We start from the raw sequence: 15,661 nt of genomic DNA, 5'->3' as shown, positions 1-15,661 counted from the left end.
GTTGAACAATACGAAATGGTGGCAGACCGCTGTAATTTATCAGATATATCCCCGAAGCTTTCAAGACAGTGACGGGGATGGAATAGGTGATCTCAGGGGGATTATGAACAGGCTGGACTATCTGGAGCAGCTTGGCATTACCGCAATCTGGCTTAGTCCCGTATACAAATCACCCAATGACGATAACGGCTATGATATCAGCGATTACCAGGATATTATGACCGAATTCGGAACCATGGATGACATGGATGAATTAATTGAACAGGCCAGGCAGCGCAATATCCGGATTATTATGGATCTGGTTGTTAACCATACCTCGGATGAGCACCGATGGTTCATTGAAGCCCGTACAGGAAGGGACAATCCGTACCGTGACTATTACATCTGGCGTGATCCGGTCAACGGCGGGGTTCCCAACTCCCTGCGTTCCACCTTCAGCGGATCGGCCTGGGAGCTCGACGAAGTCAGCGGCCAATACTTTCTGCACTTGTTCAGCCGCAGGCAGCCGGATCTGAACTGGGAGAACAGTAAGGTCCGTCAAGAGGTATGGGACATGATGAATTTCTGGCTGGATAAGGGCGTTGGCGGATTCCGCATGGACGTGATTGATCTGGTCGGCAAAATTCCTGATCAGGAGATCACAGGAAATGGTCCGAAGCTTCATGAATATCTGCAGGAGATGAACCGGGAGACCTTCGGAGCCCATGATGTTCTGACGGTGGGAGAGACCTGGGGGGCGACTCCGGAAGTAGCCAAGCTCTACTCCAATCCGGACCGCAAGGAGCTGTCGATGGTGTTCCAGTTCGAGCACATTGGTCTGGATCAGCAGGACGGGGGAGAGAAGTGGGATCTGAAGCCCCTGGATGTAAGCGAATTGAAGCAGGTGCTGGCGAAATGGCAGACCGAGCTGGGGAACGAGGGCTGGAACAGTCTATTCTGGAACAATCATGATTTGCCGAGAATTGTATCGCGCTGGGGCAATGATAAACAGTACCGTGTGCAGAGCGCCAAAATGTTCGCCATTCTTCTGCATTTGATGAAGGGCACGCCTTACATTTATCAGGGCGAGGAGCTCGGAATGACTAATTATCCGATTCAGGATATCAGCGAAGCGCAGGATATTGAGGCTATCAATATGTATCATGAACGGATCGGGCAAGGCTATGCCAAGGAAGCTATCATTCATTCCATTAATGCCAAGGGAAGAGATAACGCCCGGACCCCGATGCAATGGGAAGCCACCCGTAATGCAGGATTTACAGCCGGAGAGCCATGGCTGCCTGTACATCCGAATTATAAGGAAATTAATATGGAGGCGAATCTGAAGGACCCGGATTCTGTGTTCCATTGCTACCGTAAGCTGATTGAACTGCGGAAGAACAACCCGATTGTGGTATGGGGTGATTTCGAACTGGTGACCGGCGTGCCGGATCAAGTGTTCATGTACTTCCGCCGCTATGAAGGACAGACCTGGCTGGTGACGGCCAACTTCAGCGGGGAGCCAATCACGCTGGAATTGCCGGAGCTGGGTCAGGCCGGATTCATCATCGGCAACTATTCCAGAGATGATGTGGACTTTAAGCAATTGCAATTACAGCCTTACGAAGCCTTTGCTGTAATACTCGCATAGACACCAAACAAGGATGCCTCCCTTAAGAAAGGGAGGCATCCTTGTTGTCTTTGTTGTCTTGCTGACCTCACACCGTCAGCTTATTTGCGGTTACGCAGGCGCTCAAGCTCAGCCTCAACCGCGCTATTCAGCGGAGATTCAGGAGCGGCAGCAGCTGCTGCTGCCAGTCCGGATTGCTCAGCAAGGGCTTCCTGCATGGCAATCTTGTCCTCCATCCGTTCGAAGCCGCGGGATGCGCTGCCGGCGTTCAATACCTGGCCGCGGCATCCGGCCGGGGAACCAGAGGCGCTTGCTTGAGCCGCCTGCTTAATCTCTGCCGCTTTGCGGGCACGTTCCGCCAGCTCTGCTCTTTTGGCTTTGAGGCGTTTATGTTCTTCCTTCACATTCGCCAGTTGAACCTCAAGCGAGGCGAGTGTGGCCTGAGTCTCCTGCAGTCCGGCTGTGCATTCCTGTCCGCTCTCCGTATAGCGCAGCTTAGCCATTACCGCAGCGCGGGCTGCCGGCTCATTGCCTTCGCTCATGGCTTGAACGGCTTCTGCTTCACTGCGCTCCGCAAGCACCTGATATTCATAGATGCGGCGCTCCAGCACACTGGCAGCAGCTTTGAATTCACGCTGTTTGCTCTCGGCATCGGTGATTTTATCCTCCAGATCCCGCAGATACTGGCCGGTAAGCAGCATTGGATCTTCCAGTTTGTTCAGTCCCTCGTGGATAGCTGCTTTGGTTAATGTAGTGATTCTTTGGAATATACTCATGGTTATGATCTCCTTTTTAGTTGGGGTTGGGTAGTCTGGAACGAGTGATTAATAGTCGAAACCGTCAGTGAAGCCGCCGTAGGATTCTTTGGGCACGATGACACTGCCGATGACATAGAGGACCAGGACGGTACCGAAGCTAAATACGGCAGCGGCGGCTACGAGCAATCTGACAAGGGTAGTGTCAACGTTCAGCCAGCGTGCCAATCCTCCGCATAAGCCTGTAAGTTTGCTGTCAGTTACGGAACGGTATAATTTTTTCATATGAAAATCTTCCTCTCTTATATGGTGATCGCCGGTTCGCGGCGTGTTCACTGCGTTGTCTATGTATGTATTGTACGAATTAATCCCGCGCAGCAAAACAGCCTGCAGACTGTTCTTTGTTCCCGACCTTAGTCGGGGATGCTGACCGCAATAGGACGGGGAGAGGCCGGGAAAATACGGATGAATCCAGAAAAACACGGATTTTTACACAAAGAGGTCTTGTTGTTCATTCGGGGTTAATACTGGAGGATTAAACTGTACTCTAGCGGAGCTTATCATAAACATACGGGAGGACTGGCCTCATGGGAATTCACAAGTATTTTCGCTCACTGAATGAACTGGAACGCATTATCCGCTGTCCGGGCAAATTCAAATTCGAGGAGCACAGCGTAGCGGCCCATTCCTGGAAGGTCGTACAATACGCCAAAACACTGGCAGATATTGAAGAGAAACACGGTGCGGTGATCGACTGGAAGAAGCTGTACGAGATTACGAGCAGCCATGATTACGGAGAGATTTTTATCGGGGACATCAAAACTCCGGTGAAGCACTCCTCACTCCAGCTAAGGTCGCTGATTCAGCAGGTGGAGGAGGGCATGATCGACAACTTCATCAAGGAGCATATCCCGGATGAGTTCAAAAGTATCTTCTACCATCAGCTGCGCGAGGGCAAGGACGAGTCGATTGAAGGCTTGATTCTGGAGGTTGCCGACAAGATGGATCAGGTGTATGAAGCTTTTGCCGAGCTGCAAAGAGGGAACACGGAGAAGGAATTTGTGGTGATGTACCGCAATGCCCTGATCAAGATCAAGAACATTGAGCTGAGATGTGTGGATTACTTCCTGGCAGAAATCCTGCCGGATATGGTGAATGAAGAAACACTGTCCTCCATTGATATTAAAAGAATTACGGAAGAGGCGCTGGCTCTGTAGATGAGCTGTGGCTCTTTTTTTCTTATACATAAATGAATATGTGCCAGGCTGGACGCTGCTTTATATTTGGGTCATGGTATTGTAAGATAAAAGGGTATTATTTAAAATTTAAATTATACGGCTTGATGGACGGAGAAGGAGGTTCAACTTTGATTCAGAGCAGCTCTTCAAAAATTAACGAATCCCTATTAAATGTACTGAATGTAAGGCACAGAGCGATAGCCGAGAATATAGCTAATGCAGACACCCCCAACTACAAGAAGAAAACCGTTGAATTCCAGGAGGAACTCAGGCGTGCTATCCAGAATGACACTCAGGATGAGCTGGAAATAAAGCAGACCCATCACAAACATCTGCAGATCAAGGATGCGGATGCCCCCTTAATCCCTTACCGCATGATTACGAACAACCATACGGCGATGAATAATAACGGCAATAATGTGGACATGGATATGGAGATGGCGAAGCTTGCGGAAAATCAGCTAATGTACAATTACTTGGCCGATCGGGTAAGCGGTCACTATTCCAAGATAAGAACGCTCATGCAAGACCTTAAATAAATGTTAATTCAAAAAAAGAGTCAGCTGCGCGAGATGCGGTTGTACTCTTTTTTGCTGCAAAATTGGCATACAACACTGCGGAGCCGTTAAAAGCGATATGCAGCGGAATCGTCAGCAGGATGGACCCGGTAACCTGTGCGATAAGCCCGAAGAATATTCCCCCGCTAAAGGCGAACAGCATAAAACGGATGCTCTGGCGGTTCAGTCTATAATACTGCAAATGAGACACCGCAAACAGCAGCGAGGTAATTAGGATAGTCCAGCTAATATCGAGGATGGAATTGGAGTGAAGCTGACCGAGTGCGGGATGGCGCGCAAGGATTGGCAGTACCAGCCCCCGGAAAGCGATCTCCTCCACGATGGGGGGGGCTAGTAAGAAATTGATTGTATGGGAGGTTCCCAAGGGAGAATAACCGGAGGATCTTGAAATCAATAGACTACCTAAAAGACTGACAAGAAATAACGGTAGCACCGTCTTCACATTCTGCATTGTACCGAACGTATAACTGTTTTTCCAGAGAACACTTACTCCAATCATCGCCACTCCCCAATAATAAACAGCGAACCGCTCCTGCTGTTTAGATACAACCCGCAGTATTCTCTCGATTATCTTGTATGAAAAAGACAGCAATAACGCAATAACGCATGATTCCAGCAACAGCATAAGTGGTTACCCTCCGGTAGTAGTGAAAGCGTGTTCAGAACTCCTTCTGATTCTTACAGCTCTGCAGTTTGAAATCTATTACATTTATTACAATAATGAAGGAGAAGAATGTTACGGCAGGGAGACCGGCCGGAATGCTATGGTTAAGGAAAAATAAGGATGGTGTAGTAGTTGCTGTATTTGAATCTTGTGCCGTTCTCCGTTACGGTCGCCTGGTTTAGTATTTTAATGTTAATTGTGTGTGTCGTAGATTTCCTTCAGAGTGGCTCTCTTGTTCAGCTCCCGGCAATCAGCGGCAGAGAGCGGATTAAAGGTATAATGGCTGAACTTCTCATTTTTGCAGGAATTAACGGGTTACTCTTGTATGTACTTCATCCGATGAGGAATCAACTGCTAATCTCTCTGACTGCTGCGGGGCTACTCGTGACGTATTTCCTGACCTCCGGAATGCATAAGCAGCGCTGGCCTAACCGCCCCGTAATCCTGCTGATTCATCTGCTGCTTGGAGTCTTATTCTATCTGCTGTTCGGCATGCTGCTGATGGGTAAGCTCATTGTTACCTACAACCTAAATATGACGAATCAGTTCGATATCCTCTATTTCGTCTACGGGCAGGACCGGGCTGTGGTCTACGCGCTGCTGCTCATCGTGGTTGTTCTCTATTTCGTGATCGGCAAACTGCTCATGCGGCCATTCTACTCTTGGTATGCGCTGAGCCGCTACAAGGCTTCCAAGGTGAGTATTAAGCTGACGGGCGGGGAAATCATAACCGGGGTACATCTTTTGCGGGATAGTGACAGAGAATTTCTGCTTGTTAGCGATAGCTTGAATCCGCTGGAGGCTGTCAAGACTTACAAGATCAACCGGGAGAAAATAGAGTACATGGAGAGAGACGGCAGTGAACGTTGACTCAATCTACTAACATAAAGTGGCCCCCGGACCGTAATGACGGCCGGGGGCCGCTTTGCTGTGATCCTATCTGCTCATAAGCGAGTGCTGGATTACAATGGAATTACAGAGCATGGAGAAAAAAAGGGGGAAATAATTATTGATTTTATAACATTATATGGTAAAAAGACTTGACAGGCATATGCTACAATTTATTTATAGGTGATTATTATCAAATGGCCTGGGAGCCGCAGATGAACTGAAATGGCCGGGTTTCCGGTCAATACTGGAGGACTACTATTGCATCAATATATAACGGTAAGCGGAGCAAGAGAAAATAACCTGAAGAATATCAGCCTTAACATTCCGCGTAATCAGTTAGTAGTGTTCACCGGAGTGAGCGGCTCGGGCAAATCAAGCCTGGCTTTTGATACGCTCTACGCCGAAGGACAGATGCGTTATGTGGAATCTTTGTCATCCTACGCCCGGCAATTCCTGGGACTGATGGGCAAGCCGGATGTGGATGCCATTGACGGGCTGTCACCTGCCATCGCCATTGAACAGAAAACCACCTCGAGCAATCCGCGTTCCACCGTAGGAACAGTAACAGAGATTTATGACTATTTGCGGTTGTTATGGTCTAAGATCGGAACCCCGCATTGTCCGTCCTGCGGGCGGATCATACAGCGGCAATCCGTGGACCAGATTGTAGAACAGATTGCGGGGCTGCCGGAAGGAACCAAATATGAGGTGCTGGCGCCCATGGTCCGGAACAAAAAAGGTGCGCATCAGCATATATTCGAGCAGGCTAAGCTGGGCGGATATGTCCGTGTCCGGGTGAACGGTGCGGTCCATCATGTAACAGAGCCCATTTCCCTGGACAAGAATAAAAAGCACTCCATCGAAATTGTTATCGACCGGCTGATCGTGAAAGACATGGATGTTCAGCGGCTGGCCGATTCTTTGGAGCATGCTTTTGCCCTGTCAGGGGATTTGGTGATTATTCACCAGAGTGCCAGCGGTGAAGAGGTAACGTATTCGCAGAGCTACGCCTGCCCGCATTGTGAAGTGTCTTTGCCGGAGCTATCCCCCCGCATGTTCTCTTTCAATAACCATGAAGGGGCTTGCCCGGCCTGTACAGGTCTGGGTTCACATCTGAAGGTGGATCCGGATAAAATCATGCCGGATACCAGCCGCTCCATCCAATCCGGCGGGATTATCGCGAACGGCTGGAATAATGTGAAGACCAACTCTTTTTGCAAAATGTACTATGAGGCTTTGGGCGAAAAGTACGGCTTCGACTTCAGCACACCACTGCAGGAGCTATCATCAGAGGCCATGAATGCGCTGCTGTACGGGACTAACGGCGAGAAGCTTGAAGTGCACCATCCCGGTGATGCCCTCCGGAACTATGTCAAAGAAGCCTTCGAAGGAATCGTCAATAATCTGGAGCGGCGTTACCGGGAAACTCCATCCGAAGCGATGAAGAAGGAACTGGAGGAATACATGTCCGTTCTGCCGTGCCCCCATTGTCACGGTGACCGTCTGTCGCCTGTTGTGCTTGGTGTGAAGGTCGGCGGTAAAAGCATTGCAGAGTTCTGCCATTTACCGGTGGAGGCTGCGGTAGACTTTATTGCCGGGCTTAGCCTGACTGCTGCGAATGCGGAGATTGCCGGTACCATCCTGCAGGAGATTGATGTCCGGTTCCAGTTCCTGAATAATGTCGGACTAAATTATCTGACGCTCTCGAGAGCTGCCGGAACGTTATCAGGCGGTGAAAGTCAGCGCATTCGTCTGGCCACACAGCTGGGTTCCGGTCTTATGGGTGTCCTCTATATTCTTGACGAGCCGTCGATCGGCCTGCATCAACGGGATAATGACCGACTGCTGCTGGCTCTGAAGAAGATGCGCGACCTCGGCAATACGCTAATTGTAGTGGAGCATGATGAAGATACGATCCGCCAGGCGGACTGGATTGTCGATATAGGTCCAAATGCCGGAATACACGGCGGAGAGGTTGTGGCGCAGGGTTCCCTTGCAGATATACTGGCCGAATCCCGCTCGATCACCGGCCAGTACCTGTCCCGGAGTAAACAAATATCCGTCCCGGAAGAGCGGCGGAGCGGAAACGGCAAACAGCTGACGATTACCGGAGCTGCCGCCAACAATCTGAAGGGGATTACGGTATCTATTCCCTTAGGCACGTTAACCTGTGTGACGGGGGTTTCCGGCTCAGGCAAATCCAGTCTGGTCAACGAAATCCTGTACAAGAAGCTGGCTTCTACACTGAACCGGGCTCATACGATTCCCGGGGAACATCAGAGTATTGACGGGATAGAGCATCTCGACAAAGTTATTAATATTGATCAGAAGCCGATCGGGCGTACTCCGCGTTCCAATCCGGCCACCTATACCGGGGTATTCGATAATATCCGCACACTGTTCTCATTGACGAATGAGGCCAAGGTTCGTGCCTACGGCCCGGGACGGTTCTCCTTCAATATCAAAGGCGGCCGGTGTGAAGCCTGTGCGGGGGACGGACTGATCAAGGTGGAGATGCATTTTCTGCCGGATGTGTATGTGCAGTGCAGTATCTGCAAGGGACGGAGATACAGCCGGGAGACGCTTGAGGTGCATTATAAAGGTAAAAGCATCGCGGATGTGCTGGACTTGACCGCTCAGGAAGCCGTCCAGTTCTTTGGCAATATTCCGAAGATCCGTAAAAAGCTTGAGGCTCTTTGCATCGTTGGCCTCGGTTATATCAAGCTGGGCCAATCCTCCACAACCTTGTCAGGCGGCGAGGCGCAGCGGGTGAAGCTGGCGGCAGAGCTGCTTAAGCCGGCTACCGGCTCCACGCTATATGTGATGGATGAGCCGACGACCGGATTGCATTTTGCCGATGTACACCAGTTAATTGATGTCCTGCATTCCCTGACCGATGCCGGCAACACCGTAGTGGTCATTGAACATAATCTGGAGCTGATCAAGAATGCTGATTACATTATTGATCTCGGCCCGGAGGGCGGCGCGGACGGGGGAGAGATCGTCTGTACAGGAACTCCAGAAGAGGTTGCGGTGCATGAGAAGAGCTATACGGGCAAATATCTGAACCAAGAGATGGGGAGAAGATGAACTTAATCCAGATGCAGGTTGAGCATAGCAAATATGGAGCGGGAACTGTCGTAGGTCATGTGGAAGAGCGGATTATCATTGATTTCTCCGGAGATACGGGCGAGAAAAGCTTCTTGTACCCGGAGGCTTTTGAGCAGCATCTGCGCCTTCTTGATCCGGTGCTGCAGGCTCAGATCGGCGAGGAAGTGCAGTTGAAAGCTGCGCAGCGGGCAGCAGATCAGCTCCTGCGGGAACAGCAGCGGGAGGCAGAGCATGCAAGGCTTGCTGAAGAGAAGCTTCAATTAAAGAATGACAAGAGCAAATCGCGGCGGAAGGCTGCTCAGGCGAAGAACAAGGGATAGGGCCAGACTAACCAGGAAGGCTAAAAGCGTTCTATAATAGAGACGGAGCATAATTTTAATAAGCATCGGCGGTCTTTTCCGGGGAGTTCTCTGGTGAGGGCCGCCAAGTTTTTTGTACACAATAAATACTATATACCGGAGGTTAACCCATGTATCAATATAAAGACCGCGAATTTACCCGTGTCCATTTTGACGGGCAGGATTTGCGTTATGGTGAGCTGATCAGCTGCACTTTTGAGAAATGCACGTTTATGAACACTTCTATGGAAGAGATCGATACCAGCTACTGCCGGTTCATTGAATGCGACTTCAAGGGTGTCAGCCTGAACTCCTCGATTCATAACGAGTCCGCCTTTGAGAATTGCAAGTTTAACGGCGCGAATCTCTTTGTCTCCAAATTTATCTCCTGCAAAATGACCGGCTCGGACTTCTCCGGCGCCCAGGTGGACGGCATTACGATTGACGGGGGAGACTGGTCGTACACGAATCTGCGGCATGCCAATCTGAGCAAGCAGGACCTGTGCGGAGTGCGCTTCTTCGAGGCTGACTTCACCGATACCGATCTGACGAAGGCGGATCTAAGGGACTGCAATCTGGAGCGGGTATCACTGAGCCGGGCCAAGCTTGCAGGGACCGACCTGCGGGGGGCGAACCTGGAGGGGGTTGACCTGAAGGCACTGGATGTGAAAGGCGCGCGGATGGATCTGGAGCAGGCTGCTCTGTTTATGCGTTCCTACGGGGCGAAGGTGGATTGAACCTCGGACAGCAATTTTGTGCTATTTGTGAATCAAATTTACGATGGAAACAGAAAAGAATTGCCGATACAATTATTCTGTATCCACAATAAATTACAATTCATTCACAAATGGAGGTCACATAACTTATGAATCATTGGGAATTCGCCCCTACACCGCCAATGGGCTGGAACAGCTGGGATTGCTATGGTGCTTCGGTGACGGAGGCAGAGGTACGGGGGAATGCTGAATACATGGCCAGCAACCTTAAGGGACATGGCTGGGAATATATTGTGGTTGATATTCAGTGGTATGAGCCCGGGGCCGTGTCGGACCAGTATCGTCCTTTTGTCCGCCTGGAGACAGACGCATATTCCCGGCTGATTCCTGCGGTGAACCGTTTCCCTTCGGCAGAAGGCGGTCTTGGGTTTAAGCCGCTAGCTGATTATGTACATAGTCTTGGCCTGAAGTTCGGAATTCATATTATGCGCGGTATTCCCCGTCAGGCGGTTCACGACAATACACCCATCAAGGGAACGGCGGTGACTGCACGCGATATCGCACATACCTGTTCCTTCTGCGGCTGGAATACGGATATGTATGGTGTGGATGCTTCCAAGGAAGGTGCCCAGGAATATTACAATTCTTTGTTCGAGCTGTACGCGTCATGGGATGTCGATTACATCAAGGTGGATGATATCGCAGATTCCTGGCTGCATGGCGGCCCCCATCTGGCCGAGATCGAGCTGATCCGCAAAGCCATTGACCATACTGGCCGCAGCATTGTGCTGAGCCTGTCGCCGGGACCTGCACCTGTGAAGCATGCTGACTTCTTGGAGAACCACGCGAATGTATGGAGAATGACGGATGATTTCTGGGACCGCTGGCCGCTCCTGCTGGATATGTTCGACCGCTGTTCCACTTGGGAAGGCCGGCCTAAACCCGGCTGCTGGCCGGATTGTGATATGCTGCCGCTTGGACGTATCGGCATACGCGGTGTACAACATGACCGCTGGACGAACTTCACGCAGGATGAGCAATTGACGATGATGACCTTATGGACCCTCTTCCGTTCCCCGCTCATGTTCGGTGGTGAGATGCGCGATAACGATGAATGGACGCTGTCCCTCCTGACGAACCAGGACGTGCTGAATATGCACCGTCACAGTTTTGGCGCCCGGCAGCTCAGCCGTGATGGCGATCGGGTTGTATGGTTAGCTGAAGGTCCTGATGGCGAGCGGTTCGTAGCTTTGTTCAACACAGGCGAGCTACTGGCGGAAGTGTCTGTAGCTATTGCCGATCTGGGAGTGGGCAGCGGGGTTAAGGCCAAGGAGCTGTGGACCGGGAAGCAAACCGACCTGCTTGCAGATACACTGAGTGCAGCCATTCCGCCCCATGGAGCAGCATTGTTCCGTGTTGCGGCAGAGTAAGCGTATAAAGCAAAAGAGTTCACATTACGAAGAGACGCAGCAGGGTGCTGGTCTCTTTTTTGGCGTGACCGGGTTAGATAGAGAAAGTGTATAATCATATAAACATAGAATCTGCTAGGAAGGGCGGGGAGAGTCAGGATGGAACAGGAGATATTTAAGTTCAGCTGGACGGGCAGTGACGAGATGCATCTCGACAATCCGGTAACAGTTACATATAAGAGTACGGTGATCGGCCGTTACGGCGGGAACACGGCAGCAGGTGCTGATAAGAATGAGGATGGTGCCTACGTATTAAATGAACCGGGCGGCGGTTGGGAATTTGTCATGCTCCTGGATGCCCATAATACTGCAGAAAGCGCGGAACTGCTGATCCGCACAATCGACAGTGGAGCTGGTGAAATCATCAGGCTGCTCTCGCTGACGGTAGATCAGGCGTTTTATGCGCTGGAGGAATTTCTGTTGTCTATTTTCAAGTCGGAGGATTTCATAAGGAAGTGCAGGCAGGTTACAGGGGAGACCGCGTGTCTGATTAGCGTGCGTATGGAGAATTACATCTGGTGGTTCTCTGTAGGAGATAATTCGCTGTATCTGCTTCATCCGGATCTGGCCGCCCGCGGGCAATATGCTTTGAACCAGCGCAATTACTATGAATGGATCGGATTCGTGAACACCTTCGACCAGCCGGTTGCCTGCTATTCTTCCGGAATCCGTGAGCTGCGGCAGGGCCATAACGTAATCGTGATGACTACGGACGGTCTGTTGGAGGTGGGAGCAAGAGTACTTGAGGACCCGCGCAGGCTTTATGCTGCTTTTGCAGGTGAAGAGGAGTTGGAGAAGTGTGTACAAGATGTATTGACAGATGTGCATCAGCAGTTAGGCCAGGACAGCGCCACAGTTGTTGCCTGGAGTTATGATAATGGCAGGAATGGTGCGATGCCTAGTGATTAGCTATATATTATGAAGGTGAATTTTATATTGAGAAGGTGATTATTATGAAGATTACTATGAGAGCCATTAGAGACTTCTGCGGGACTGACTTTTATAACCGGGGGAAGTCTTATTATGAACAGGGGTGTGTCCGCAGCCTTACCTTTTACCCGGGCGATAGCAGCTATGAAGCACAGGTGAAGGGAAGGAAAGTATATGAGGTGAATATTGATATTTATGACCGTACCGATACCTTCAAAGCAGCCTGTTCTTGTCCTGCCTATGAGAACTATAGCTGCTGTAAACATGTAGCGGCAACACTTATTGCTATACACATGCAGCAGATGAAGGAGCCTGCCGATGCACAAGCTGCTCCATCCAGACGCGTAAACAAGTCCAAATACAACCAGACGGAGCACCTTATTTCTTCTTTTCAGAAATCGGTTCTTAACCGTGAGAGTGAGCCTGTGCTATTCGGTCTTGCAGAGCCGCTGCAGTTTGAGTTCACGCTTAACGTTAATGGTTACAGCAGCAGTCCGCGATTCTCCGTTGAAATGCGTGTGGGAATCAAACGTCTGTATGTAGTGTCCAAAATAAACGAGTTTCTAGAGCATTTCGAGCAGCGTCAGCCGTTATACTTCAAGAGTATATTTACCTTTGATGCTGAAAACCAGCACATTAATCCTGCGGATATGAAATTCCTTGAACTGCTGATTCTAATGAAAAACACTGAGAAAATTTATAGAAATGATCTCCCCAGCTATTATAATAACTCCTTAAAGGACGGGAAAACAATTGTCGTCACCCCGCTGGCCTGGGACAAGCTTAAACTGCTTTTTCCGGAGGTGAATGTCATTATGGGGGGATCGGAGAATCCGGGAATTCGGGCTGAGCTTGCAGAAGAGGCGCCTCCGCTTGAATTTATGATTGGACCAGGGAAGAGACAGGACTATGTTCTGTCAGCTTCAGCACTGGATCATCTGATGCTGTTTCCGGACTACTCCACTGTGATCATGAATGGGAAGATATATTCAATGAACAGTGATGTTATAAGCATGCTTTCACTATTAAAACAGCAGTTTGCGGCATCGCAGAACATTGAGATCGCTCCCGGACAAATCGAATCGGTCGTTCAGCAGGTACTGCCAGCCTTAAGAAAGCTAGGAAAAGTAAGGGTGGAGCAGGCAGTAAGCGAGCGGATTGTGGAACCGGACATGCAGGCAAAGCTGTATCTGGATTATGCGGATGGCATATTGACGTTTCGGCTGGAATTCCATTATGAGGAGATTATTATCAACCCGCTGGAAGAGAAACCTGATGACGCAGTCCGCGAGCAGAAGATCCTGATCAGGAATGTTCAGCAGGAAAATAAGATCATTGCGGTTCTGGATAATTCTCCACTCAGGCGGGAGCGGCAGCACTGGGCTTCAGTAAATGAACCGGTTCTTTATGAGGCGCTATATGAGGTTATTCCAGTGCTGGAAGACTATGCAGAACTATTGGTTACCCCGGCTGTTCAGGGACTTGTGCTGGCGCGTAAATCTTATCCCAAAGTCAAAGCGAATTTAAATGAGGGCCTGGACTGGCTGGATATCTCGTTTGAGCTGGAGGGATTGGATGAACAGGAGACGGTTCGCGTCATGCAGGCTATTGTGGAGAAAAAGAAATATGTCCGGCTGAGCAGCGGGGCCTTTCTGTCCCTTGCAGATGAAAGCTTCAGCGAATTCGGTAATGTGGCCGAGCGGCTGAATCTAAAGCGGAAAGAGCTGAAGCAATCCGTGATACGCCTGCCTTCCGTTCAGGCGCTGCAGCTTCCGGAGCGGGGGCAGGGGTTCAAGCATACGAAGTGGGGCAAGTCTCTCCGGGTATTCCTGGAGCAGCTGCGGGAACCGGACAGTCTGGAGTTCGAGCTGCCGGCTGAGCTTAAGCCTGTGCTCCGTGACTATCAGGTCAGAGGCTTCCAGTGGATGAAGACGTTGTCGAAGTTCAGATTCGGCGGAATTCTGGCGGATGATATGGGACTGGGTAAAACCATTCAGAGTATCGCTTATATCTGCTCCGAGCTGGCTGAGCTGGAGACTGAGGTGCAGGTGAAAGCTCCGGTGCTGATTCTCTGTCCGGCATCCTTGACCTATAACTGGGGGAATGAGTTTGCCAAGTTTGCTCCAGAGGTAAAGGTGCTGGTGGCGGCAGGGCAGAAGGAGGAGCGCAGCGGACTGCTGGAGAGTAAAGCCATGGAGGAAGCGGATGTGATTATTACTTCGTACCCGCTGCTCCGGAGAGATATTGACCTGTATTCCGGCACCAACTTTCATGCGCTAATTCTGGATGAAGCGCAGGCGATCAAGAATTCAGCTTCCCAAACAGCCCAGGCGGTTAAATCTATTATGGCTGCCCGGAAATTTGCCCTGACAGGAACACCGATTGAGAATTCGGTGGATGAGCTGGAAGCTATCTTCAGTACAGTATTCCCGTCGCTGTTTGCCGGACGCTCGACCTTTAAGGAGCTGCCTGCCGGACGCATCGCCAGTATCGTATCTCCCTTTATTTTGCGGCGGCTCAAAAAAGATGTGCTGGAGGAGCTGCCGGACCGCATCGATACCGTGCAGCGCACAGAACTGCTGGATGAGCAGAAGCAAGTGTATCTCGCATACTTATCCAGGCTACGTGACGATACCGAACAGGATTTGCTAACCGAAGGCTACCAAAAGAGCCGGATGAAGATTCTGGCGGGGATCACCCGTCTGCGGCAGATCTGCTGCCATCCTTCATTGTTCATCGAGAATTATACGGGCGGCTCAGGCAAGCTTGCGCAATTGCTGGAAACCGTGCAGGAATGCCGCGATTCGGGCAAAAGAATGCTGGTGTTCTCGCAGTTCTCCAGCATGCTGGAGCTGATCCGGCAGAGCCTGGTGGATGCGGGTGTGGAGCCCTTTTATCTCGACGGCTCGACTCCGGCCAGGGAACGGGTGGAGCTTTGCCGGCGTTTCAATGAAGGAGAAGGAGAAGTATTCCTAATCTCGCTCAAGGCAGGCGGAACGGGCCTCAATCTGACCGGAGCAGATACTGTTATTTTATATGACCTGTGGTGGAATCCAGCAGTAGAAGAGCAAGCGATTGGCAGAGCGCACCGCATGGGGCAGCGTAATGTCGTTCAGGTGATCCGGATGATCACAGAAGGCTCCATCGAGGAGAAAATTCTGGAGCTGCAGCAGCGCAAAAAGGATTTAATAGAAGAAGTGATTGAAGCAGGCGAGAATAAGAACACACGGCTGTCGGAAGAGGATATCCGAGAGCTGCTCAGAATGTAAGGGAGCCCGTACCTATTTTACCCGTACATGCACTTCTAGGCATCTACCCACATACAATAAAAGGACCATGAACCCGTAGTTCTCGCTTGCAGA

The 15,661-nt window shown here is 50.5% G+C and carries 13 protein-coding genes; 10 read left to right on the top strand and 3 right to left on the bottom strand.

Features of this window, described 5'->3' with window-relative positions:
* Position 1: 1 nt before the first annotated feature.
* Positions 2 to 1,630, top strand: a complete 1,629-nt coding sequence (locus MHI42_RS12855; protein ID WP_342424048.1) for an alpha-glucosidase — start codon at positions 2 to 4, stop codon at positions 1,628 to 1,630.
* 80 nt (positions 1,631 to 1,710) lie between these two features.
* On the opposite strand, the gene MHI42_RS12850 is transcribed toward MHI42_RS12855, so the two are convergent.
* Both MHI42_RS12850 and MHI42_RS12845 read right to left on the bottom strand, forming a co-directional pair.
* Positions 1,711 to 2,385 (bottom strand): PspA/IM30 family protein, encoded by a 675-nt coding sequence (locus tag MHI42_RS12850; RefSeq protein ID WP_336101193.1) that lies wholly within the window; start codon positions 2,383 to 2,385, stop codon positions 1,711 to 1,713.
* A gap of 48 nt (positions 2,386 to 2,433) precedes the next feature.
* Complete coding sequence (locus tag MHI42_RS12845; RefSeq protein WP_042211185.1) at positions 2,434 to 2,649, bottom strand: PspC domain-containing protein; 216 nt, start codon at positions 2,647 to 2,649, stop codon at positions 2,434 to 2,436.
* Positions 2,650 to 2,951: 302 nt separating this feature from the next.
* Between MHI42_RS12845 and MHI42_RS12840 the strand changes: the two genes are divergently transcribed.
* Complete coding sequence (locus tag MHI42_RS12840) at positions 2,952 to 3,581, top strand: YfbR-like 5'-deoxynucleotidase (protein ID WP_039301156.1); 630 nt, start codon at positions 2,952 to 2,954, stop codon at positions 3,579 to 3,581.
* A 149-nt stretch (positions 3,582 to 3,730) separates the two neighbouring features.
* On the top strand, positions 3,731 to 4,141 hold the full coding sequence (flgB, locus tag MHI42_RS12835) for a flagellar basal body rod protein FlgB (protein ID WP_342424047.1): 411 nt from the start codon (positions 3,731 to 3,733) through the stop codon (positions 4,139 to 4,141).
* Here the strand turns inward: flgB and MHI42_RS12830 are convergent.
* Positions 4,134 to 4,805 (bottom strand): CPBP family intramembrane glutamic endopeptidase, encoded by a 672-nt coding sequence (locus MHI42_RS12830; protein WP_342424046.1) that lies wholly within the window; start codon positions 4,803 to 4,805, stop codon positions 4,134 to 4,136. The two genes, flgB and MHI42_RS12830, sit on opposite strands and share 8 nt — an antisense overlap.
* 378 nt (positions 4,806 to 5,183) lie before the next feature.
* On the opposite strand from MHI42_RS12830, the gene MHI42_RS12825 reads away from it, so the two are divergent.
* From MHI42_RS12825 to MHI42_RS12795, 7 genes are all read left to right on the top strand, one after another.
* Positions 5,184 to 5,714 carry a hypothetical protein gene (locus MHI42_RS12825; protein WP_342424045.1) on the top strand — a complete coding sequence of 177 codons (531 nt, stop codon included), beginning with the start codon at positions 5,184 to 5,186 and terminating at the stop codon, positions 5,712 to 5,714.
* Positions 5,715 to 5,957: 243 nt separating this feature from the next.
* The gene (gene uvrA, locus MHI42_RS12820; protein ID WP_342424044.1) at positions 5,958 to 8,825 is read left to right on the top strand and encodes an excinuclease ABC subunit UvrA; all 2,868 of its coding nucleotides are present in this window, start codon (positions 5,958 to 5,960) and stop codon (positions 8,823 to 8,825) included.
* Positions 8,822 to 9,166: a hypothetical protein gene (locus MHI42_RS12815; protein WP_342424043.1), complete on the top strand. Its 345-nt coding sequence runs from the start codon at positions 8,822 to 8,824 to the stop codon at positions 9,164 to 9,166. The genes uvrA and MHI42_RS12815 overlap by 4 nt, the downstream gene beginning before the upstream one ends.
* Positions 9,167 to 9,315: 149 nt before the next feature.
* Entirely contained in the window at positions 9,316 to 9,921 is a 606-nt protein-coding gene (locus MHI42_RS12810) for a pentapeptide repeat-containing protein (protein ID WP_342424042.1), read from the top strand.
* 128 nt (positions 9,922 to 10,049) lie between these two features.
* Positions 10,050 to 11,330 carry a glycoside hydrolase family 27 protein gene (locus MHI42_RS12805; RefSeq protein WP_342424041.1) on the top strand — a complete coding sequence of 427 codons (1,281 nt, stop codon included), beginning with the start codon at positions 10,050 to 10,052 and terminating at the stop codon, positions 11,328 to 11,330.
* A 138-nt stretch (positions 11,331 to 11,468) separates the two neighbouring features.
* Positions 11,469 to 12,278, top strand: a complete 810-nt coding sequence (locus tag MHI42_RS12800; RefSeq protein WP_342424040.1) for a protein phosphatase 2C domain-containing protein — start codon at positions 11,469 to 11,471, stop codon at positions 12,276 to 12,278.
* A 44-nt stretch (positions 12,279 to 12,322) separates the two neighbouring features.
* On the top strand, positions 12,323 to 15,568 hold the full coding sequence (locus tag MHI42_RS12795) for a DEAD/DEAH box helicase (RefSeq protein ID WP_342424039.1): 3,246 nt from the start codon (positions 12,323 to 12,325) through the stop codon (positions 15,566 to 15,568).
* The last annotated feature ends 93 nt before the right edge of the window (positions 15,569 to 15,661 follow it).

Source organism: Paenibacillus sp. FSL E2-0178 (assembly GCF_038593005.1).
Taxonomy (GTDB): Bacteria; Bacillota; Bacilli; order Paenibacillales; family Paenibacillaceae; genus Paenibacillus_AQ; species Paenibacillus_AQ phytohabitans.
This window is presented reverse-complemented; position numbering and strand designations above follow the sequence as displayed.

What these genes read in the sequence shown, in the direction of transcription:
- MHI42_RS12850 (WP_336101193.1), bottom strand. Translation starts at nt 2,385, where the DNA reads ATGAGTATATTCCAAAGAATCACTACATTAACCAAAGCAGCTATCCAC.
- MHI42_RS12845 (WP_042211185.1), bottom strand. Translation starts at nt 2,649, where the DNA reads ATGAAAAAATTATACCGTTCCGTAACTGACAGCAAACTTACAGGCTTA.
- MHI42_RS12840 (WP_039301156.1), top strand. Translation starts at nt 2,952, where the DNA reads ATGGGAATTCACAAGTATTTTCGCTCACTGAATGAACTGGAACGCATT.
- MHI42_RS12830 (WP_342424046.1), bottom strand. Translation starts at nt 4,805, where the DNA reads ATGCTGTTGCTGGAATCATGCGTTATTGCGTTATTGCTGTCTTTTTCA.
- MHI42_RS12825 (WP_342424045.1), top strand. Translation starts at nt 5,184, where the DNA reads ATGAGGAATCAACTGCTAATCTCTCTGACTGCTGCGGGGCTACTCGTG.
- uvrA (WP_342424044.1), top strand. Translation starts at nt 5,958, where the DNA reads ATGGCCGGGTTTCCGGTCAATACTGGAGGACTACTATTGCATCAATAT.
- MHI42_RS12815 (WP_342424043.1), top strand. Translation starts at nt 8,822, where the DNA reads ATGAACTTAATCCAGATGCAGGTTGAGCATAGCAAATATGGAGCGGGA.
- MHI42_RS12810 (WP_342424042.1), top strand. Translation starts at nt 9,316, where the DNA reads ATGTATCAATATAAAGACCGCGAATTTACCCGTGTCCATTTTGACGGG.
- MHI42_RS12805 (WP_342424041.1), top strand. Translation starts at nt 10,050, where the DNA reads ATGAATCATTGGGAATTCGCCCCTACACCGCCAATGGGCTGGAACAGC.
- MHI42_RS12800 (WP_342424040.1), top strand. Translation starts at nt 11,469, where the DNA reads ATGGAACAGGAGATATTTAAGTTCAGCTGGACGGGCAGTGACGAGATG.
- MHI42_RS12795 (WP_342424039.1), top strand. Translation starts at nt 12,323, where the DNA reads ATGAAGATTACTATGAGAGCCATTAGAGACTTCTGCGGGACTGACTTT.